A 20,847-nucleotide genomic window follows, 5' to 3' on the forward strand; every position below is an offset into this window, starting at 1 on the left:
GCTATGGAATTCACGACTCAACACTTTATCGCGCTAGCGCCGTTGTTGATCACCAGCGCCACGATCATCGTGGTGATGCTGGCGATCGCCTGGCGCCGCAACCACTCCCAGACCTTCCTGCTGTCGGTGGCGGGTCTGAACCTGGCACTGCTGTCGATCCTGCCTGCCCTGAAAGTCGCGCCCCTGGCCGTGACCCCATTGCTGCAGATCGACAGCTTCGCCTGCCTGTACATGGCGCTGATCCTGGTCGCCACCCTCGCCTGTGTGACCCTCGCCCATGCCTACCTCGGCGATGGCGGCACGGGTTACCCGGGCAACCGTGAAGAACTGTACCTGCTGATCCTGATGGCCGCCGCCGGTGGCCTGGTGCTGGTCAGCGCGCAGCACCTGGCCGGGTTGTTCGTCGGTCTGGAACTGCTCTCGGTACCGGTCTACGGTCTGGTGGCCTATGCCTTCTTCAACAAGCGTTCGCTGGAAGCCGGCATCAAGTACATGGTGCTGTCGGCTGCCGGTTCCGCATTCCTGTTGTTCGGTATGGCCCTGCTCTACGCTGACGCCGGTTCCCTGAGCTTCGTCGGCATCGGCCAGGCGCTGGCGGCTACTGGCCTGCCAAGCTCTCTGGCTCAATTGGGCCTGGGCATGATGCTGATCGGCCTGGCGTTCAAGCTGTCGCTGGTACCCTTCCACCTCTGGACTCCGGACGTCTACGAAGGTGCTCCGGCACCGGTTGCAGCGTTCCTCGCTACCGCTTCCAAGGTTGCCGTGTTCGCGGTGATGGTGCGTCTGTTCCAGATCTCGCCAGCGGCGAGCAGCGGCGTGCTGAGCAACGTGCTGACCATCATCGCCATCGCGTCGATCCTGTTCGGTAACCTGCTGGCCCTGACCCAGAGCAACCTCAAGCGTCTGCTGGGTTACTCGTCCATCGCCCACTTCGGCTACCTGCTGATCGCCCTGGTGGCGAGCAAGGGTCTGGCCGTGGAAGCCATCGGCGTGTACCTGGTCACCTACGTGATCACCAGCCTCGGTGCTTTCGGTGTGATCACCCTGATGTCCTCGCCGTACAAAGGCCGTGACGCAGACGCCCTGTACGAATACCGCGGCCTGTTCTGGCGCCGTCCGTACCTGACCGCCGTACTGACCGTGATGATGCTGTCCCTGGCCGGTATCCCGCTGACCGCGGGCTTCATCGGCAAGTTCTACATCATCGCCACCGGTGTCGAATCGCACCAATGGTGGCTGGTCGGCTCCCTGGTACTGGGCAGCGCCATCGGCGTGTTCTACTACCTGCGTGTGATGGTCACCCTGTACCTGATCGAACCGAACCTGCGTCGAGTCGACGCCCAACTGCACTGGGAACAACGTGCAGGCGGCGTGATGCTGCTGGCCATCGCGGTACTGGCGTTCTTCCTCGGCCTGTACCCACAACCGTTGTTGAACCTGGTTCAACAGTCGGGCCTAGCGGGTTGATCGCGTAGCGTTACTCGGTAGTAAACAGAAACGGCACCTTCGGGTGCCGTTTTTGCGTTTGGGATCAAAGATCAAAAGATCGCAGCCTGCGGCAGCTCCTACATCGGGATGGCTTACACCCTGTAGGAGCGGCCGCAGGCTGCGATCTTTTGAGCTTTTTTCCCTACCCATTTTAAGAAGATGCTTGAGCGACGGTATGGAATAGCTGACATCCGATCATTGCTACCGATCGCTATGGTGCGTGAAAAGCCATTCGGAGCATTCCATGAAACGGGAAACCTATACGTTGCGGGACAGCAGTTTTGATTACTCACCCAATTTGACACATGACGATTTGACCTATCGTCAGCTTGCCTTTGTCGGCGCTCTGAATTCTGGCTATATTTGTCCAGAATTCAGGAGAAACGCCATGATCGTCGTTCCGCTGGCCGAAGCAAAAAACAACCTGTCCAAACTCGTCGATGATGCAGCAGCCGGACAGATCATTACGATTGCCAAACATGGTCGAGCCCTGGCTCGTCTGGTTCCCGTGGGAAAACCTTGCGCACAGCGTATCGGAGCGATGAAAGGCAAACTGGTTCTTCCTCAAGACTTTGACGCCCCCCTGCCCGACGACATGCTGGATGCTTTTGAGGGAACTCACGAATGAGGGTTCTGCTTGACACCCATGTTCTGCTTTGGACTCTCAGTGATGATCCAAGGCTAACTGGCAAGGCCAGAAAGATCATTGAAAACGCCGCCGACATTTACATCAGTGCAGCGACATTCTGGGAGATGGCAATCAAGGTCGGGCTAGGAAAGCTGAACGTCGATCTGGAGGAGATCCGTCAATATTGCCTCGAAAGCGGCTTCATCGAGTTGCCGGTAACGTCAGAACACGCCATTGCCGTAAAAGACCTCGAGCATCACCATCGCGACCCTTTCGACCGTTTGATTATTGCAACGGCCATCACAGAACCCATGAGACTCCTCACCGCCGATTCCGTGGTTGCTCAGTACACGGATTTGGCTGTTTTGGTCTGATAGGTCTGCGGTAATACATGCTTTGACCGTAACGCCCCCATCGCGAGCAAGCTCGCTCCCACAGTGACCGAGGATACCCGCAGATTTTGTGTATGACACAAAACCTGTGGGAGCGAGCTTGCTCGCGATGACGGTGGAACAGACTCCAACAAAAACGGCACCTTCCGGTGCCGCTCGCCTTTCACATTACAACCATTTTACTTACGCGCCGCCTCCCACGATTTCAGCAGTTCGCTGTAGCTCACGGTCTCGCCCTTAGGCTTCTCATTCGCCAGTTTCGGCTTCGGTGCGCCCGGCTGGTCGAACCAGTATTGCGCATCGCGTTCCGGGTTCATTTTCGGGGCGCAGGTGGCTTGTGCCTTCGAGCGTTCCAGACGGCTCATGATTGCGTCCTGATCCTTGGCCAGGCCGTCCAGCGCCTCTTGCGGGGTTTTCTCGCCGCTGGCGGCTTCGGCGATGTGGCTCCACCACAACTGCGCGAGGCGAGGATAGTCAGGCACGTTGGTCCCGGTCGGGGTCCATTGCACGCGGGCCGGGCTGCGGTAGAACTCCACCAGGCCACCGAGTTTCGGCGCCAGGTCGGTCATCGCTTGCGAGTTGATGTCCGACTCGCGGATCGGCGTCAGGCCGACGATGGTTTTTTTCAGCGACACGGTTTTCGAGGTCACGAACTGCGCATAGAGCCAGGCTGCCAGTTTCTGCTTCTCAGGTGTGGACTTCATGAACGTCCAGGAACCCACGTCCTGATAGCCCAGCTTCATGCCCTCTTCCCAGTACGGTCCGCGCGGTGACGGCGCCATGCGCCATTTCGGCGTGCCGTCGGCGTTCATCACCGCAAGACCCGGTTTGGTCATGTCGGCGGTGAAGGCGGTGTACCAGAAGATCTGCTGGGCGATGTTGCCCTGGGACGGCACCGGACCTGATTCGGAGAAGGTCATGCCCGCCGCTTCCGGTGGCGCGTACTTCTTCATCCAGTCGACATACTTGGTGGTGGCGAACACCGCCGCCGGGCCGTTGGTGTCGCCGCCGCGGGTTACGCTGGAACCCACCGGATGGCAATCCTCGACGCGGATGCCCCACTCGTCCACCGGCAAACCGTTGGGCAGCCCCTTGTCGCCGCCACCGGCCATGGAGAACCAGGCATCGGTGAAGCGCCAGCCCAGGGACGGGTCTTTCTTGCCGTAGTCCATGTGCCCGTAGACGCGTTTGCCGTCGATTTCCTTGACGTCTTCGCTGAAGAATTTGGCGATGTCTTCATAGGCTGACCAGTTCACCGGCACGCCCAGCTCATAGCCGTACTTTTCCTTGAACTTGGCCTTGAGGTCTGCGCGTTCGAACCAGTCAGCGCGGAACCAGTAGAGGTTGGCGAACTGCTGGTCAGGTAACTGGTAGATCTTGCCGTCCGGCGCGGTGGTGAACGAGATGCCGATGAAGTCCTTGATGTCCAGGGTCGGCGAGGTGAAGTTCTTGCCCTCGTTGGCCATCAGGTCGGTGATCGATTCCGTCTTGCCGTAACGAAAGTGCGTGCCGATCAGGTCCGAGTCGTTGACCCAGCCGTCATAGATGCTCTTGTCCGATTGCATCACGGTCTGCAATTTTTCCACCACGTCGCCTTCTTGCAGCAAGTCGTGGGTCACTTTGATGCCGGTGATTTCGGTGAAGGCCTTGGCCAGCACCTTGGACTCGTACTCGTGGGTGGCAATGGTTTCCGACACCACCTTGATGTCCATCCCGCGGAATGGCTCGGCGGCCTTGATGAACCACTTCAATTCCGCGAGCTGCTGATCGGCCGTCAGGGTGGACGGCTTGAACTCGCTGCCGATCCATTTTTTCGCGGCATCTTCGTAGGCATCGGCCCAGGCAGATGCGCTCAAACCGCTGAGTGCCAGCATGGCTGCCAATGAAATGCTATGTCGCAGCTTATTGTTTTTGTCGAACATAGAGACCTCCTGTTTAAGTTTCGGAGCAACATTGCCGAGCGATTCGACTAGCCCCAACGCATCACAGCCAACAGCCACACCAGGGACATCGCGAAGGCGACCCAGATGCTCCAGTCGGTGACGCCGATTACCAGCAAATGCAGGTAGGCGCTGCCGAGAAGACCGATAAACAAGCGATCGCCACGAGTGGTGGCAATCGGCAGAAAACCACGCCGAAGGATGCTCGGCGAACGCAATTCCCAAGTGGTCATGACCACCAGGATCAGGGCAATCACGCTGAAGAATGCCGCCGTGGGGACGGTCCAACTCATCCATTCCATCATCAGTTCCTCATACCCGGCCCAGGGCAAAGCCCTTGGCCACGTGGTTGCGAACAAACCAGATCACCAGCATGCCCGGCAGGATGGTCAACACCCCCGCCGCCGCCAGTACCCCCCAGTCGATACCGGATGCCGAGACGGTGCGGGTCATTACCGCCGCGATGGGTTTGGCGTTCACCGAGGTGAGGGTTCGCGCCAGCAGCAGTTCGACCCAGGAAAACATGAAGCAGAAGAACGCCGTGACGCCGATGCCGGAGCCGATCAGCGGGATGAAAATCTTCACGAAGAACTTGGGAAAGCTGTAGCCATCGATGTAGGCGGTTTCGTCGATTTCCTTGGGCACGCCGGACATGAAGCCTTCGAGAATCCACACCGCCAGCGGCACGTTGAACAGGCAATGGGCCAGGGCCACGGCGATATGGGTGTCGAACAAGCCGATCGAGGAATACAGCTGGAAGAACGGCAACAGGAACACCGCTGGCGGCGCCATGCGGTTGGTCAGCAGCCAGAAGAACAGGTGCTTGTCACCGAGGAAGCGGTAGCGCGAGAAGGCATAGGCCGCCGGTAGCGCCACGGTCAGGGAAATGATCGTGTTCAGGCTCACGTAGTACGCCGAGTTGATGTAGCCGGTGTACCAGCTCGGATCGGTGAAGATCACCTTGTAGTTGGCCAGGGTGAAATCCTGTGGGAAAAGCGTCAGGCCGCCGAGGATTTCGGTGTTGCTCTTGAAGGACATGTTCAGCAGCCAGTAGATCGGCACCAGCAGGAACAGGATGTAGAGCAGCAAGGGGATAAGTTTTCTTTTGCTCATGGCGCGGTCCTCAACGGTTGGCGTCAGAGTGAGTCATGGCGGTGTAGAACAGCCAGGACACCAACAGGATGATCAGGAAGTACACCAGCGAGAATGCCGCTGCCGGCCCCAGGTCGAATTGCCCTACGGCCATCTGGGTCAAGGTCTGACTGAGGAAGGTCGTGGCATTGCCAGGACCGCCGCCCGTGAGCACGAACGGCTCGGTGTAGATCATGAAACTGTCCATGAAGCGCAGCATCACGGCGATCAGCAGCACACTCTTGAGCTTGGGCAACTGGATATGCCGGAACACCGCCCAGGCCGAGGCCCGGTCGATCCGCGCCGCCTGGTAATACACATCCGGAATCGCCCGCAACCCGGAGAAGCACAGCAGCGCCACCAGCGAGGTCCAGTGCCAGACGTCCATCACCAGCACCGTGACCCAGGCGTCCATGGTGTTCGCCGCATAGTTGTAGCTGATGCCCATGGCCTTGAGACTCGCCCCCAGCAGGCCGATATCGGCGCGGCCAAAGATCTGCCAGATGGTGCCGACCACGTTCCACGGGATCAGCAACGGGATTGCCAGCACGATCAACACCACCGAAGACCAGCGGCCCTTGGTCGGCATGGTCAGGGCAATGGCGATGCCCAGCGGAATTTCGATCAGTAGCACACAGGCGGAATAGATGAACTGACGCAGCAACGAGTCATGCAGCCTCGGGTCGAGCAGCACCTGCTTGTACCAGTCGGCGCCGACGAAATAACGGCTGGACTGGTCGAAGATGTCCTGCACCGAATAGTTGACCACGGTCATCATCGGGACCACCGCACTGAACGCCACCAGCAGGAACACCGGCAGTACCAGCCACCAGGCCTTGTTGTTCTGCACCTTGTTCATGGCTGCACCTCAATGTTGGCTTGGGTTTCCAGGAGGAATTCGTCGGCATAGACCATCAGCCATTGCGCCGGAAAACTGATGTAGGCCGTGCCTTGCGGCACCAATTTGTCTTCGGCCAGGCGCACCTTCAGGGGGACGCCATCGAGGTTGAGGGTCATGATTTTGTAGGTGCCCAGGTCTTCGACGTGTACGACCTGTGCCCGCAGCGCGTCATCAAAGGCTTCGTCCCACACATGGACGAACTCCGGTCGAATGCCGACCTTCAGGGTTTTCCATTCGGACTCGGCGATGCGCTGCTGCATGGCCTCGGACAGCGGCAGATGGGTCGAGGCAAAACCGACTCCACCCGGTTGTGGCTGCACGTCGATCAGGTTCATCCCCGGACTGCCAATGAAGTAGCCGACAAAGGTGTGGCTCGGGCGCTCGAACAATTCCCTTGGCGTGCCGAACTGCACGATCTGCCCGCCGTACATCACCGCAATCTTGTCGGCGAAGGTCGAGGCCTCCAGCTGATCGTGGGTGACGTAGACCATGGTGATGTTGAACTGCTCGTGGATCTGCTTGAGCTTGCGCCGCAGTTTCCACTTCAGGTGCGGGTCGATCACCGTCAGCGGCTCGTCGAACAGGATCGCCGACACGTCATCGCGCACCAGCCCGCGGCCCATGGAGACTTTCTGTTTTTCGTCGGCGGTGAGGTTGCGCGCCTTCTTGTAAAGCAATGCCTGGAGGTCGAGGACTTCAGCGATTTCCTGCACTTTGCTGTGAATTTTCGCTTCCACCATGCCTTGATTGCGCAACGGAAAGGCCAGATTATCGAACACCGTCATGGTGTCGTAGACCACCGGAAACTGGAAAACCTGGGCGATGTTGCGCTTCTCCGGGGTCAGGTCATTGACCGCTTTGCCGTCGAACAGCACATGGCCCTGGGACGGGCTGAGCAGCCCGGAAATGATGTTGAGCAAGGTCGATTTCCCACAGCCCGATGGTCCGAGCAACGCGTAGGCGCCGCCCTGCTCCCAGATGTGGTCCATCTCGCGGATCGCGTAGTCCTCAGGTCCCACCGGGGTTTTGGTGTAACTGTGGGCGAGGTTGTGCAAACGGATTTCGGCCATCAGGCAACCCTCGTGACACGCCGGCCCGGCGCCTGGACCAGCCGCCCCTGCGTATCGAACACAAACAGTTTATGGGTCGGGATGTAGATGCGGATCGGCGCATCGACGTCGTATTCGTGAACACCCGGCAAGTGCAGCACCAGCAGGAAGTGCTCGTTGCGCACGTGAAGAAAGGTTTCCGAGCCGCTGATTTCCGCGACTTCGACGGTCACCGCCAATTCGAGGTCATCGTCGTTGCTCGGCACCAGCGAGATATGACTGGGCCGCACGCCGAAACGGAACTCGCCCTCGCCCACCGGACGTAAATCGACGTTCAACGGAAAGTGCACGAAGTTGGCGAAACTCACTTCGTTGCCGGCAATGCGTCCCGGCATCAGGTTGATCGGCGGCTCGGAGAACAGCTCGGCCGCCAGCACCGTTTGCGGCTGGTGATAGACCGAGGAAGAGCGGCCGCTCTGGATCACCCGGCCTTCGTGAAGAATGGTCGTGGTACCGCCCAGAGCCAGGGCTTCGTTGGGCTCGGTGGTGGCGTAGATCGCAATGGTGTGGCGCGCCTTGAACAGCTCGCGCATTTCCTGGCGCAGCTCTTCACGCAACTTGTAGTCGAGGTTGACCAGCGGTTCGTCGAACAGGATCAGCTCGGCATCCTTGACCAGCGCTCGGGCCATGGCCGTGCGCTGTTGCTGGCCGCCGGAGAGTTCGAGGGGATGGCGCTGGAGGAATTTCTCGATGCGCAGCATCTTCGCGGTTTCCAGCACCTTGCTCTGGATCAGCTCGCTGGATACACCGGCCTGGCGCAGCGGCGAGGCGATGTTCTCGAAGACGGTCATGGTCGGGTAATTGATGAACTGCTGATACACCATCGACACATTGCGCAGGCGCACTGGGCGCTGGGTGACATCGACGCCGTTCATCAGGATGCGGCCGCTGTCGGGCTTGTCCAGACCGGCCATCAAGCGCATCAGGCTGGTTTTGCCGGACAAGGTGCGACCCAGCAAAACGTTGAAGGAACCGGGTTCAAAACTCAGGTTGGCATCGTCGATCCAGGTCTGGCCCTCGACGGTGCGGCTGACGTGCTCCAGGGTTAATGACATGGCTCGGCCTTTTTTATTTTTGGAGTCAAGCGACCGGAGCTACATAGCGACATCCGTGCCAAAAAATTCAAGCTATTGATTTAGCTTGAAATTTCCGAACGGGACGTACAAACAGCGTTCGTTGCTGAACACAAATGAACAATCGAAAATGAACAATTGAACAGTTCACCCATTGACAGTGAACAATAGTGAACAACACTCTATGGACTGCTCACGCCCCCCTGTAGGAGCGAGCTTGCTCGCGATGCACTTGAGAGCGCCTCGTTTATTCAGGCAGCCCTCATCACCGTTAACGTCCATCGCGAGCAAGCTCGCTCCTACAGTGACCGTTTGTAGTTGAAGCCACCATAAAAACAATAAAAGCTTGTTCAGAGATCGACCGCCATGGCCGCACCTGCCTCGCCACTGTCCCACGACGCCATCATCCAGGACTCCTGGTCCCGTTGCCGCACGTTCGGTCTCAGTCATCAGAGCACACCGGCATTCGACCAATTGCCGGCAGCGGGCATTGCGCAATTGCTGGAGAGCCAACATTCACTGGTGCAAACCACCCACCAGGAAGTGCTGCCCTACTACGAGAACATCCTGAGCAATTCCAATTGCCTGATCATGCTCGCCGACCATCAGGGCCAGGTGCTCACGTCGTGGGGAACGCAGCGCTTTATCGAACCCAAACTGGCACGGGGGTTCAGCGCCGGCGCCAGCTGGATGGAACGCTGCAGCGGCACCAACGCCATTGGCACCGCCCTGGCCTGTGAACAAGCGGTGCACATCGAGCACGACGAACATTTCCTCAAGGCCAACCGCTTCATGACCGGCTCCGCCGCGCCGATTTTCGATGCCGAGCGCAAGGTGATCGCGGTGCTGGATGTGTCCAGTGACAGCTACCTGCCGCCCTCCCACACCCTGGGCATGGTCAAGATGATGAGCCAGACCGTGGAAAACCGGCTGATCCTCAACCTGTTCCATGGCCAGCATTTCCAACTGACGTTCAACACCGGACTGAACAACCTCGACAGTCAGTGGGCGGGGTTGCTGATATTCGATGAGACTGGCCAAGTGTTGTCGGCCAATCGCCGGGCCGACAACCTGCTGGGCATCAGCCTGTCGCGGGTCAGTGTCGAAAGCCTGTTCAAGGTCTCGCTGCTGGAATTGCTGAACCAGCCCGACGGCCTGCCCTTCGCCTTGCAAACCTCGGGGCGCAACCGCTTCCAGTGCCTGTTGAAGCGGCCGAAACAGGCATCAATTCAGCCTCGAGTGTTCACCGAGCCGGTTGTAGCTGCGCCCGCGGCCATCAGCCTCAATACCCTGCATTTCGGCGACAGTCGTGTGGAAAAAGCCGTGCGTCAGGCCGAGCGCTTGCTGGAAAAAGACATTCCCTTGCTGATTCACGGTGAAACCGGGGTCGGCAAGGAAGTGTTCGTCAAAGCCCTGCATCAGGCCAGCTCTCGCAGCAAACAAGCGTTCATCGCCGTCAACTGCGCAGCGATTCCCGCCGAACTGGTGGAGTCCGAGTTGTTCGGCTATGAGAAAGGCGCGTTCACCGGCGCCAACCAGAAAGGCAGCATCGGGCTGATCCGCAAGGCTGACAAAGGCACGCTGTTTCTCGACGAAATCGGTGACATGCCGCTGCCGACCCAGGCGCGACTGTTGCGGGTGTTGCAGGAGCGTTGCGTGCAACCGGTGGGCAGCAGCGAGTTGTTCCCGGTGGACTTGCGCATCATTTCCGCGACCAATCGCTCGTTGCGCGAACAGGTACAACTGGGGCGGTTTCGTGAAGACCTGTATTACCGCATCGGCGGCCTGACTCTGGAATTGCCACCGTTAAGAGAGCGCAGCGATAAAGAGGCACTGTTCAAACGCTTGTGGGAACAGCACCGCGAACTGAGTCAGTGGGCTGGGTTGAGTCACGAAGTGATGGAGTTGTTCAGCCGCCACCCGTGGCCGGGGAATTTGCGCCAGGTCAGCAGTGTGATGCAGGTGGCATTGGCGATGGCCGAGGAACAACCGATAAGGCCAGAGCATTTGCCGGATGATTTTTTTGTTGATCTGGAGATGGAGCCGGTCGATACGCCGGAACCGTTAGCCGTGGATCTGAATGATGCCGAAGATTTGAACCGGCAGTTGCAGGCGGCGGGGGGGAATATTTCGTATCTGGCGAGGCGGTTGGGGGTTAGTCGTAACACCCTTTATAAGCGGTTGCGCCAGACTGAATGATGGGTTGGCCGGACGGGCCCCTTCGCTGGCAAGCCAGCTCCTACAGTGTCCGTGGTGTATGTGATTTTGGCGAACGGCGCGACCTTGTAGGAGCTGGCTTGTCGGGTCGCCGCATCGCAGCGAAAGACGCCAGCCCTGTCACCGCAGAAATAGCGAACAGCCCTTAAAAACAAAACCCGCACTTGGCGGGTTTTGTTTTTAAGCATTACATCTGTCAGTCAGCCAAACGCCAGGTCGTACCGCCCTTGCCGTCTTCCAGCACCACGCCCATGGCAGTGAGCTGGTCGCGAATGCGGTCAGATTCGGCCCAGTCCTTGCCGGCACGCGCTGCCAGGCGCGCTGCAATCAGCGCCTCGACTTCGGCTGCATCGACGCGCCCTTCGGCGCCAGCCTGCAGGAAGTCATCGGCTTCGAGCTGCAATACACCCAACACGCTGGCCAGCTCTTTCAAACGGGCTGCCAGACCGGCCGCTGCGTTCAGATCGCTCTCGCGCAGGCGGTTGATCTCGCGGACCATCTCGAACAGCACCGCGCAGGCTTCCGGCGTACCGAAGTCGTCGTTCATCACCTGGGTGAAACGCTCGACGAAGGCTTCGCCGCCAGCCGGTGCAACGTTCGGCAGGCCTTTCAACGCGTGGTAGAAACGCTCCAGGGCGCCCTTGGCGTCCTTGAGGTTGTCTTCCGAGTAGTTGATGGCGCTGCGGTAGTGACTCGACACCAGTAGGTAACGCACGACTTCCGGGTGGTACTTGTCGAGCACGTCGCGAATGGTGAAGAAGTTGTTCAAGGACTTGGACATCTTCTCGCCATTGATACGGATCATGCCGCAATGCATCCACGCGTTGGCGTAGGTCTTGCCGGTGGCCGCTTCGCTCTGGGCGATTTCGTTTTCGTGGTGCGGGAACTCGAGATCGCTACCGCCGCCATGAATGTCGAAGGTCTCGCCCAGGCAGCAGGTGGACATCACCGAGCATTCGATGTGCCAACCCGGACGCCCGGCGCCCCACGGCGATTCCCAGCTCGGCTCGCCCGGCTTGGCTGCTTTCCACAATACGAAGTCCAGCGGGTCCTGCTTGGACTCGTCGACTTCGATGCGGGCGCCGATGCGCAGGTCTTCGATCTTCTTGCGCGACAGCTTGCCGTAGCCCATGAACTTGCCGACGCGGTAGTACACGTCGCCGTTGCCCGGGGCGTAGGCATAGCCCTTGTCGATCAGGGTCTGGATCATCGCGTGCATGCCCGGGATGTGATCCGTGGCACGCGGCTCCATGTCCGGCTTCTTGATGTTCAGGCGCGCTTCATCTTCGTGCATCGCCGCGATCATGCGCTCGGTCAGCGCTTCGAACGACTCGCCGTTCTCGCAGGCCCGGTTGATGATCTTGTCGTCGATGTCGGTGATGTTGCGCACGTAGGTCAGGTCGTAGCCGCTGAAGCGCAACCAGCGCGTCACCAGATCGAACGCGACCATGCTGCGGCCGTGGCCCAGGTGGCAATAGTCGTACACGGTCATCCCGCAGACGTACATGCGCACCTTGTTGCCATCCAGCGGCTTGAAAACTTCTTTGCTCTTGGTGAGCGTGTTGTAGATCGTCAGCACGTCATGTTCCTTGAATCACTGGCCCCAGGAGTCACGCAGGGTCACGGTACGGTTGAATACCGGAGCGCCCGGTTTCGAGTCCTTGATATCCGCGACGAAGTAGCCTTCGCGCTCGAACTGGAAACGGTCTTCCGGCTGTGCATTGCCCAGCGAAGGCTCGGCACGACAACCGGTGAGTACCTGCAGCGAATCAGGGTTGATGTTGTCCAGGAAACTGGCGCTGTCTTCGGCCTTCTCAGGGTTGGCCGAACGGAACAGACGATCGTACAGGCGCACTTCGCACTCGACGCTGGCCGCGGCCGGCACCCAGTGGACCACGCCTTTGACCTTGCGACCTTCCGGGTTCTTGCCCAGGGTGTCCGGATCGTACGAGCAGCGCAGTTCGACGATGTTGCCATCGGCGTCCTTGATCGCTTCGTCGGCGCGGATCACGTAGCTGCCGCGCAGACGCACTTCACCGGCCGGTTCCAGGCGCTTGTAGCCTTTTGGCGGCTCTTCCATGAAGTCTTCACGGTCGATGTAGATTTCACGGGCGAACGGCAGTGCGCGCACGCCCATGTCTTCTTTCGGGTGGCACGGCAGTTCGAGGTTCTCGACCTGGCCTTCCGGGTAGTTGGTGATCACGACTTTCAGCGGACGCAACACGCACATGGCGCGCGGGGCGCTGTGGTCGAGGTCGTCACGGATGCTGAATTCGAGCATGCCGAAGTCCACCACGCCGTCGGAACGGTTGGTGCCGATCATTTCGCAGAAATTGCGGATCGATTTCGGCGTGTAGCCACGGCGGCGGAAGCCCGACAGCGTGGACATGCGCGGGTCGTCCCAGCCGTTGACGTGCTTTTCATCGACCAGTTGCTTGAGCTTGCGCTTGCTGGTGATGGTGTAGTTCAGGTTCAGGCGGCTGAACTCGTACTGGCGCGGGTTGGCCGGCACTGGCAAGTGCTCGAGGAACCACTCGTACAGCGGACGGTGGCTTTCGAACTCCAGGGTGCAGATCGAATGGGTAATGCCTTCGATGGCGTCCGACTGACCGTGGGTGAAGTCGTAGTTCGGGTAGATGCACCACTTGTCACCGGTCTGGTGGTGGTGGGCGTGACGGATGCGATACATGATCGGGTCGCGCAGGTTCATGTTCGGCGAGGCCATGTCGATCTTGGCCCGCAGCACCCGTGCGCCGTCCTTGAACTCGCCGGCTTTCATTCGGGCAAACAGATCCAGGTTCTCTTCGACGCTGCGCTCGCGAAACGGGCTGTTCTTGCCCGGCTCGGTCAGGCTGCCACGGTATTCCTTGGCTTGTTCCGGGGTCAGGTCATCAACGTAGGCATTGCCGGATTTGATCAACTCCACCGCCCAGTCATGCAACTGGTCGAAATACTGCGAGGCGTAGCGCACTTCACCGGACCACTCGAAGCCCAGCCATTTGACGTCGCTTTCGATCGCGTCGATGTATTCCTGGTCTTCCTTGGCCGGGTTGGTGTCGTCGAAACGCAGGTGCGTGACGCCGCCGAACTCCTGGGCCAGGCCGAAGTTCACGCAGATCGACTTGGCGTGGCCGATGTGCAGGTAGCCGTTGGGTTCAGGCGGAAAACGGGTGACGATCTGCGTGTGCTTGCCCGATTCCAGGTCTGCCTGGATGATCGGCCGCAGGAAGTTGACCGGCACGGCAGGGCCGGTCTTGGCATTCGAGGTAGGGTCGACAGTGGGCTTGCTCATAGGATCCTTGAACGTACAAGTGCGTGGCCGTAATGAAGGCCGGACAAAACAAAGCCGCTATCATAGCCGATGCCGTCAAGTACCTGACAGAGCGCACTCTGTAAACCGTCGTATTTAATAGGCCGTAAATGAAAAAACAGCCTCGAAATTCGTGCCTGTCACGCTAAACTGCGCACCTTGGCCGAGACAGGCTGAACCGGTTGCGGGACGGAATGTCCCAAAACCACGAATTCCTTAGAAACGCTTCTCCTTAAAAGAGTCCCGATCATGACCCAAGTCAAACTGACTACCAACCATGGCGACATCGTCCTCGAACTGAACGCCGACAAAGCCCCGATCACCGTGGCCAACTTCGTCGAGTACGTTAAAGCCGGTCACTACGAAAACACCGTTTTCCACCGTGTCATCGGTAACTTCATGATCCAGGGCGGCGGTTTCGAGCCAGGCATGAAAGAAAAGAAAGACAAGCGCCCAAGCATCCAGAACGAAGCTGACAACGGTCTTTCCAACGACAAGTACACCGTCGCCATGGCCCGCACCATGGAGCCGCATTCGGCTTCCGCACAGTTCTTCATCAACGTGGCCGACAACAGCTTCCTCAACCACAGCGGCAAGAACGTTCAGGGCTGGGGCTACGCGGTATTCGGTAAAGTGACCGCCGGCACCGACGTTGTCGACAAGATCAAAGGCGTGGCCACCACTTCCAAGTCCGGCCACCAGGACGTACCAGCAGACGACGTGATCATCGAGAAAGCCGAGATCATTGAGTGATATTGCTGATTTCAGACTTGCATCTGGAAGAGGAGCGCCCGGACATTACCCGGGCGTTTCTGGATTTGCTCGCCGGACGCGCCCGCTCGGCGAGTGCGTTGTACATTCTGGGCGATTTCTTCGAGGTGTGGATCGGCGACGACGCCATGACACCCTTCCAGCGCTCCATCTGCCAGGCCCTGCGCGATTTGAGCGACAGCGGCACGGCCATTTTCCTGATGCACGGCAATCGCGACTTCATGCTCGGCAAGGCCTTCTGCAAAAAGGCCGGCTGCACCCTGCTGAAAGACCCGAGTGTCGTGCAATTCAACGGCGAACCGGTGCTGTTGATGCACGGCGACAGCCTGTGCACCCGCGACGAAGGCTATATGAAGCTGCGTCGCTACCTGCGTAACCCGATCACCCTGTTTATCCTGCGCAACCTGCCGTTAAGCACCCGGCACAAGCTGGCACGCAAGCTGCGCAGTGAAAGCCGTGCGCAGGTGCGGATGAAGGCCAATGACATCGTCGATGTCACGCCCGAGGAAATTCCGCGGATCATGCAGGAGTACGGGGTGAAAACCTTGATCCACGGGCATACCCATCGTCCCGCGATTCACAAGTTGCAGCTTGGCGAGCAAGCGGCCCGGCGCATTGTGCTGGGGGATTGGGATCGTCAAGGGTGGGCGTTGCAGGTGGATGAGCAAGGGTTTGCGCTGGCGCCGTTCGACTTCGCCCCGCCACCGCAGTTGGCCGCACCCGCCAACTAACCACCAAACACAAACCCCTGTAGGAGCGAGCCTGCTCGCTCCTACAGGGGTTGTGCGGTGTTTAGTGTCCCGCTGAAGCCGCAGGCCCCGCCTTGGCAGTAAACGGCGGCTTGGCCAGCCATACAATCAGGATCAACCCCATGAACATCCAGCCCAGCAAGGTGAAGTAATCCACCGTGGACATGATGTACGCCTGGCTGATCACCGTCTGCTCCAGCTGCGTGTAGGCCTTGACCCCTGCCCCGCCCAGGTTGGTCAGCGCTTCGCGGGTCGCCGGATCGAACGGGGTGATGCTTTCGGTCAGGTAGGCGTGATGCTGATCCGCCCGGCGAATCCAGATCCAGGTGGTCAACGACGCCGCGAAACTGCCGCCCAAGGTACGCAAGAACGTCGCCAGCCCCGAACCGTCGGCAATCTGGCTCGGTGGCAGGTCCGACAGCAGGATGGTCAGGGTCGGCATGAAGAACAGCGCCACGCCGATCCCCATGAACAACTGCACCAGCGCGATGTGCTGGAAGTCCACTTCATTGGTGAAGCCTGCGCGCATGAAACAGCTCAGGCCGATGGCCAGGAACGCCCCGCCCGCCAGCACGCGCATGTCGAATCGCGGCGCGTACTTGCCGACAAACGGCGACAGCAGCACCGGCAGGATCCCCAGCGGCGCCACGGCAAAACCTGCCCAGGTCGCGGTGTAGCCCAGTCGCGTCTGCAACCATTGCGGCAGGATCAGATTGATCCCGAAGAACCCGGCGTACCCCAGAATCAACACGATGGTGCCGTAACGGAAGTTGCGATGGGCGAACAGGCGCAGGTTGACCACCGGATGTTCGTCGGTCATTTCCCAGATCACGAAGAACGCCAGGGCCACCACCGAAATCACCGAGCCGATCACGATGAAACTGGACTCGAACCAATCGGCATCGTTGCCCTTGTCGAGCACGATCTGCAGCGCCCCGACGCCAATGATCAGCGCGATCAGACCGACGTAATCCATCGGTTGGCGGCTGGTGACCACCGGACGCTTTTTCATCTGCTGAGTCACCACCCATGCCGCGAACAGGCCGATCGGCACATTGATAAAGAAGATCCACGGCCAGCTATAGCTGTCAGTGATCCAGCCGCCGAGGATCGGCCCGGCAATCGGCGCGACCACCGTCACCATTGCCAGCAATGCCAGTGCCATCCCCCGTTTCGCTGCAGGATAAACGGCAATCAACAAGGTCTGGGTCATCGGGTACAACGGCCCCGCCACCACCCCTTGCAGCACCCGGAAGCCCACCAGCTCGGGCATTGAGGTGGAAATCCCGCACAAAAACGAGGCCAGCACGAACAGCAGTGTCGCCCAGACAAACAGCTTCACCTCGCCAAAACGACGACTGAGCCAACCGGTCAACGGCAAGGCGATGGCGTTACTCACGGCGAACGAGGTGATGACCCAGGTGCCCTGCTCCGAACTCACGCCCAGGTTGCCGGAGATCGTCGGCAACGCCACGTTGGCGATGGTGGTGTCGAGCACTTGCATGAAGGTCGCCAGCGACAGGCCGATGGTGCTGAGCAGCAGGCTGGGTGGCGTGAAAGACGCGTTATTGCTCATCGCGAATCCTTTGAAACTGGGCTGGCGCTGCGCCTGTTACAGACGCAGCTGACCTTGTGGGAGCGAGCCGACTCCGGGCGGCGTTCCGACGAAGGCGACATTACATTCAACATCAATGTTGACTGACCGGACGCTATCGTCGGAACGCCGCCCGGAGCAGGCTCGCTCCCACAGAGGTCGGTGTGATGGCACACTGGCGAATCAGCGTTGCGCGGTTTTGCTGACCGCGGCGCTGTTGTCGTGGATCAACTGGGTGATCATCGCGTCGGCCTCGGCCAACTGACGGTCGTAGACGTTAGTGCTGAACGAAGCCTTCTGCGGCGGTTGTTGCGCCAACACCGGCCCGCTCTGGTCGCGCAGATTCACATCGACCATGGTCGACAGGCCAACCCGCAACGGGTGTTTTGCCAGCTCTTCGGCGTTGACGTGGATCCGCACCGGCACGCGCTGCACGATCTTGATCCAGTTACCGGTGGCGTTCTGCGCCGGCAGCAGGGCAAAGGCGCTGCCGGTCCCGGCGCCGAGGCTGTCGATGGTGCCGCTGTATTTGACGTCGCTGCCGTAGAGGTCGGTTTCGATCTCGACCGGCTGGCCGATGCGCATGTCACGCAGCTGGGTTTCCTTGAAGTTGGCGTCGATCCACAGTTGATCCAGCGGAATCACCGCCATCAGCGCGGTACCTGGTTGCACGCGCTGGCCAAGTTGTACAGAACGCTTGGCCACGTAACCGGTCACCGGTGCAATCAGCGTACTGCGCGAGTTATTCAAGTACGCCTGACGCAGTTGTGCGGCAGCGGCCATTACGTCCGGGTGCGACGAAACCACGGTGTCATCGACCAGCGCGCTGGTGGTCTTGAGCTTTTGTTCGGCGTTGGCCAGGGCGTTTTGCGCCGAGGTCAGGTCGTCGCGGGCATGGGACAGTTCTTCCTGGGAAATAGCCCCGCCAGCGGCGAGGTTCTTGCGGCGGCTGAAGTTGTCCTGGGCCTTTTGCACTTCGGCTTTCTGGGCGTTGACCTGGGCTTTCATGCCATCCACATCGCTGTACAAGCCACGCACCTGACGCACGGTGCGCGCCAGGTTGGCCTGGGCGTTTTGCAGGCCGATTTCGGCATCGTTCGGGTCGAAGTTCACCAGCACCTGGCCTTCATGGACCAGATCGCCGTCGTCGGCACCGATGCTGACCACAGTGCCGGTGACCAGCGGCGTGATTTCCACCACGTTGCCGTTCACATAGGCGTCGTCGGTGCTTTCGCTCCAGCGCCCGTAGAACTCGTGGTAGGCCCAGACGCCCGCGCCGCTCAGCACGACGACGGCCGCCAGGATCAACAACATGAATTTGCGCTTGCCCGAATTGGGGTTGCCCTGGGTGTTTTCAGGAGGTTGAGTTGTATCGGCAGTGGCCATGACAAGTACCTTGAATTAGTGGGTCAGCGTGGCTGGCGCGGCGGTGGCCGAGGCAATGGCCTCAGGCTGGAAACCGCCGCCCAGCGCCTGCATCAGTTGGATCGACAGGTCAATCTGCTCGGCATTCAGGTTGGCCAGCTGGCGCTGGGCCTGGAGCAGTTGCTGCTCGATGCTGAGCACGTCCAGGTAGTTGCCGATGCCGGAACCGTAACGCTGGACCACGGTGTTGTAGGAATCCTGGGCGATGTCGGTGGCGTGCTGCTGGGCAGCGATCTGCCGGCCGATATCACGTAGCTGGTTGATGCTGTCACTGACATCCCCCAACGCCCTGACCAGGCTTTTGTTGTACTGCGCCACGGCGAGGTCGTAATCGGCGTCGCGCGAATCGAGGTCGGCGCGCAAGCGACCACCGTCGAAGATCGGCACCGAGATCGTCGGTGCAATGTTGAAGAAGCGGCTGGCCGAACCAAACATCGCATCCCCCAACAGGGATTCGGCACCGGCGGCGGCACTGAGGTTCAAGTTGGGATAGAACCGGGTCTTGCCGGCGTCGATGTTTTTGCTCGCCGCTTCGACCCGCCAGCGCGCGGCCACCAGGTCCGGGCGACGTCCGAGCAACTCGGCCGGCAGCACCGAAGGTAGCGCTACCGCACTCGGCTGAAGAATGTTGGGTCGGGCAATTTCATTGCCACGGTCCGGGCCTTTGCCGAGCAGCACCGCGAGAGCGATTTTCGCGCTGTTCAAGCGCTTTTCGGCGTCGATCAGGTTGGCCTGGGAAGTGGCTTCCAAGCTTTCGGTCTGCTGGAACTGGTACTGGCTGTCGATCCCGGCAGTCAGGCGCCGCTGGCTCAGGTCGAGCATTTGCCGGGTGCGCTTGATGTCTTCGTTGGACAGGTCATAGACGATGTGTGCCTGGCCGAGATCGCTGTAGGCCCGGGCGACATCGGCGGCCAGCGTCAATTGCGCAGCCTGCTGGTCGACTTCGGCGGCGCGGGCCTGGCCGAGGGCCGCTTCCCAGGCATCGCGCTGACCGCCCCACAGGTCGAAGTTGTAATTGAAACTGGTGCTGATGTTGCGAATGGTGGCGTACGTGTCGCCCTGCCCGCGCGGATCCTGGTCCCGGGCCTGGCGCGAGCGGCTGACACCGGCGCTGGCATCCAGGGTCGGCATCCGCTCGGCGTCGACTGCGGAAGCGGCAGCGCTGGCCTGATGGGCACGGGCGTCGGCGATCTGCATGTCCGGGCTATCGCGCAAGGCCTCGCGGATCAGGCCGTCGAGTTGCGGGTCGCCGAGGCTTTTCCACCAGTCGCTTTTCGGCCAGGCGGCCGGCGACAACGTCACGCCGCTGAGGGATTGTCCGGCCTTGAGGTTTTTCGCGTCGAGGCTGACGCCTTCGGTTTTCAGGCCGCTGTAACTGGCGCAACCGGCGACGCTCATGGCCAACAGCACCAGGCTCAGACCGGTACGCAAGGGGGTACTGCTCATTTGTCACCTACCCGCAGCAGGGTGATCGCGTCACCGGCTGCCACCAAAATTTTCTTCAGGATCAACTCCAGGGTTTTCAGCTCCTCTGGAGTGATGGCACCGGCCAGTTCATTCATGGCTTCGGCGCCGATGTGCGGCAGCAGCCCGGCGAGCTTCTGCCCTTCTTCCGTGAGCACAAGCTGCACTTGGCGACGATCCGCCTCGGAGCGTTGGCGAGCGAGGAAACCTTTCTGTTCCAGACGATCGAGCATGCGGGTCATTGAACCGCTGTCCAGGGACAGGTGACGGCACAACTCTCCCGGCGAATCGACGCCGAACTGGGCCATGATGATCAACACCTTGAACTGCGCGGCAGTGATGCCGTGGGGTTCCATGTGGGTGTCGATGATCCGGTCCTTGAGCAGCGCGGCGCGTCCGAGCAACAAACCGAGATGGCAATTCTGGAAATCGTCTGGAGAGAAATGTTTCATCTGACCACCAATTAGCTGCCTAGGCAGTGAATGTATGTCGAGATATTACTGCCTAAGCAGCGAATGTCAACGTAATAGTTAGGAAGCTTTGTATTTAGTTGACTAAAGGCATCGGATATAAGCAAAAAGATCGCAGCCTTCGGCAGCTCCTACAGGTGTACACAAAACCCTGTAGGAGCTGCCGAAGGCTGCGATCTTTTGAT

General features: G+C 59.8%; 18 protein-coding genes. 6 read left to right on the forward strand and 12 right to left on the reverse strand.

Going from position 1 to position 20,847, the window contains the following annotated elements; genetic code table 11:
• Nucleotides 1-3 precede the first annotated feature (3 nt).
• The 3 genes from nuoN to AC1D19_RS22390 all read left to right on the forward strand — a co-directional run bounded on the left by nuoN (nt 4) and on the right by AC1D19_RS22390 (nt 2,490).
• On the forward strand, nt 4-1,467 hold the full coding sequence (gene nuoN / locus AC1D19_RS22380) for an NADH-quinone oxidoreductase subunit NuoN (RefSeq protein ID WP_108217843.1): 1,464 nt from the start codon (nt 4-6) through the stop codon (nt 1,465-1,467).
• A 265-nt stretch (nt 1,468-1,732) separates the two neighbouring features.
• Nucleotides 1,733-2,116 carry a type II toxin-antitoxin system Phd/YefM family antitoxin gene (locus AC1D19_RS22385; protein WP_477753957.1) on the forward strand — a complete coding sequence of 128 codons (384 nt, stop codon included), beginning with the start codon at nt 1,733-1,735 and terminating at the stop codon, nt 2,114-2,116.
• Nucleotides 2,113-2,490: a type II toxin-antitoxin system VapC family toxin gene (locus tag AC1D19_RS22390; RefSeq protein ID WP_477764579.1), complete on the forward strand. Its 378-nt coding sequence runs from the start codon at nt 2,113-2,115 to the stop codon at nt 2,488-2,490. Before AC1D19_RS22385 ends, AC1D19_RS22390 begins: the two co-directional genes overlap by 4 nt.
• 197 nt (nt 2,491-2,687) lie before the next feature.
• Here AC1D19_RS22390 and AC1D19_RS22395 read toward each other — a convergent pair whose 3' ends face one another.
• The 6 genes from AC1D19_RS22395 to AC1D19_RS22420 are packed head-to-tail and all read right to left on the reverse strand — an operon-like array spanning nt 2,688 to nt 8,644.
• Entirely contained in the window at nt 2,688-4,430 is a 1,743-nt protein-coding gene (locus tag AC1D19_RS22395; protein WP_477764580.1) for an ABC transporter substrate-binding protein, read from the reverse strand.
• Nucleotides 4,431-4,477: 47 nt separating this feature from the next.
• A complete protein-coding gene (locus AC1D19_RS22400) occupies nt 4,478-4,750 on the reverse strand; it encodes a DUF2160 domain-containing protein (protein ID WP_095943787.1) in 273 nt (90 codons plus the stop codon).
• 10 nt (nt 4,751-4,760) lie between these two features.
• Entirely contained in the window at nt 4,761-5,561 is an 801-nt protein-coding gene (locus AC1D19_RS22405) for a carbohydrate ABC transporter permease (RefSeq protein WP_110662253.1), read from the reverse strand.
• A gap of 10 nt (nt 5,562-5,571) precedes the next feature.
• A complete protein-coding gene (locus tag AC1D19_RS22410) occupies nt 5,572-6,438 on the reverse strand; it encodes a carbohydrate ABC transporter permease (RefSeq protein WP_477753960.1) in 867 nt (288 codons plus the stop codon).
• Nucleotides 6,435-7,550 (reverse strand): ABC transporter ATP-binding protein, encoded by a 1,116-nt coding sequence (locus AC1D19_RS22415; protein ID WP_477764581.1) that lies wholly within the window; start codon nt 7,548-7,550, stop codon nt 6,435-6,437. The genes AC1D19_RS22410 and AC1D19_RS22415 overlap by 4 nt, the downstream gene beginning before the upstream one ends.
• Complete coding sequence (locus AC1D19_RS22420) at nt 7,550-8,644, reverse strand: ABC transporter ATP-binding protein (RefSeq protein ID WP_477753962.1); 1,095 nt, start codon at nt 8,642-8,644, stop codon at nt 7,550-7,552. Before AC1D19_RS22420 ends, AC1D19_RS22415 begins: the two co-directional genes overlap by 1 nt.
• 384 nt (nt 8,645-9,028) lie before the next feature.
• Between AC1D19_RS22420 and AC1D19_RS22425 the strand changes: the two genes are divergently transcribed.
• Nucleotides 9,029-10,861, forward strand: coding sequence for a sigma-54-dependent Fis family transcriptional regulator (locus tag AC1D19_RS22425; RefSeq protein ID WP_477764582.1), 1,833 nt, complete (start codon nt 9,029-9,031; stop codon nt 10,859-10,861).
• Between the two features lie 214 nt (nt 10,862-11,075).
• Here AC1D19_RS22425 and cysS read toward each other — a convergent pair whose 3' ends face one another.
• Together cysS and AC1D19_RS22435 are read right to left on the reverse strand one after the other, a co-directional pair.
• Nucleotides 11,076-12,458 carry a cysteine--tRNA ligase gene (cysS, locus tag AC1D19_RS22430; RefSeq protein ID WP_477764583.1) on the reverse strand — a complete coding sequence of 461 codons (1,383 nt, stop codon included), beginning with the start codon at nt 12,456-12,458 and terminating at the stop codon, nt 11,076-11,078.
• Nucleotides 12,459-12,473: 15 nt separating this feature from the next.
• The gene (locus tag AC1D19_RS22435; RefSeq protein ID WP_477764584.1) at nt 12,474-14,171 is read right to left on the reverse strand and encodes a glutamine--tRNA ligase/YqeY domain fusion protein; all 1,698 of its coding nucleotides are present in this window, start codon (nt 14,169-14,171) and stop codon (nt 12,474-12,476) included.
• Between the two features lie 267 nt (nt 14,172-14,438).
• Here AC1D19_RS22435 and AC1D19_RS22440 point away from each other — a divergent pair, with 267 nt between their 5' ends.
• Nucleotides 14,439-14,942: a peptidylprolyl isomerase gene (locus tag AC1D19_RS22440; RefSeq protein WP_046037821.1), complete on the forward strand. Its 504-nt coding sequence runs from the start codon at nt 14,439-14,441 to the stop codon at nt 14,940-14,942.
• Nucleotides 14,939-15,691, forward strand: coding sequence for a UDP-2,3-diacylglucosamine diphosphatase (gene lpxH / locus AC1D19_RS22445; RefSeq protein WP_477764585.1), 753 nt, complete (start codon nt 14,939-14,941; stop codon nt 15,689-15,691). The genes AC1D19_RS22440 and lpxH overlap by 4 nt, the downstream gene beginning before the upstream one ends.
• A 61-nt stretch (nt 15,692-15,752) precedes the next feature.
• Here lpxH and AC1D19_RS22450 read toward each other — a convergent pair whose 3' ends face one another.
• The 4 genes from AC1D19_RS22450 to AC1D19_RS22465 all read right to left on the reverse strand — a co-directional run bounded on the left by AC1D19_RS22450 (nt 15,753) and on the right by AC1D19_RS22465 (nt 20,644).
• Complete coding sequence (locus AC1D19_RS22450; protein WP_477764586.1) at nt 15,753-17,285, reverse strand: DHA2 family efflux MFS transporter permease subunit; 1,533 nt, start codon at nt 17,283-17,285, stop codon at nt 15,753-15,755.
• 201 nt (nt 17,286-17,486) lie between these two features.
• Nucleotides 17,487-18,689: an EmrA/EmrK family multidrug efflux transporter periplasmic adaptor subunit gene (locus AC1D19_RS22455; protein WP_477764587.1), complete on the reverse strand. Its 1,203-nt coding sequence runs from the start codon at nt 18,687-18,689 to the stop codon at nt 17,487-17,489.
• Between the two features lie 15 nt (nt 18,690-18,704).
• Nucleotides 18,705-20,174, reverse strand: a complete 1,470-nt coding sequence (locus tag AC1D19_RS22460) for an efflux transporter outer membrane subunit (protein ID WP_477764588.1) — start codon at nt 20,172-20,174, stop codon at nt 18,705-18,707.
• Nucleotides 20,171-20,644, reverse strand: coding sequence for a MarR family winged helix-turn-helix transcriptional regulator (locus tag AC1D19_RS22465; protein ID WP_477755444.1), 474 nt, complete (start codon nt 20,642-20,644; stop codon nt 20,171-20,173). The genes AC1D19_RS22460 and AC1D19_RS22465 overlap by 4 nt, the downstream gene beginning before the upstream one ends.
• Between the last annotated feature and the right edge of the window lie 203 nt (nt 20,645-20,847).

This window comes from Pseudomonas sp. P1_C12, from assembly GCF_056406435.1.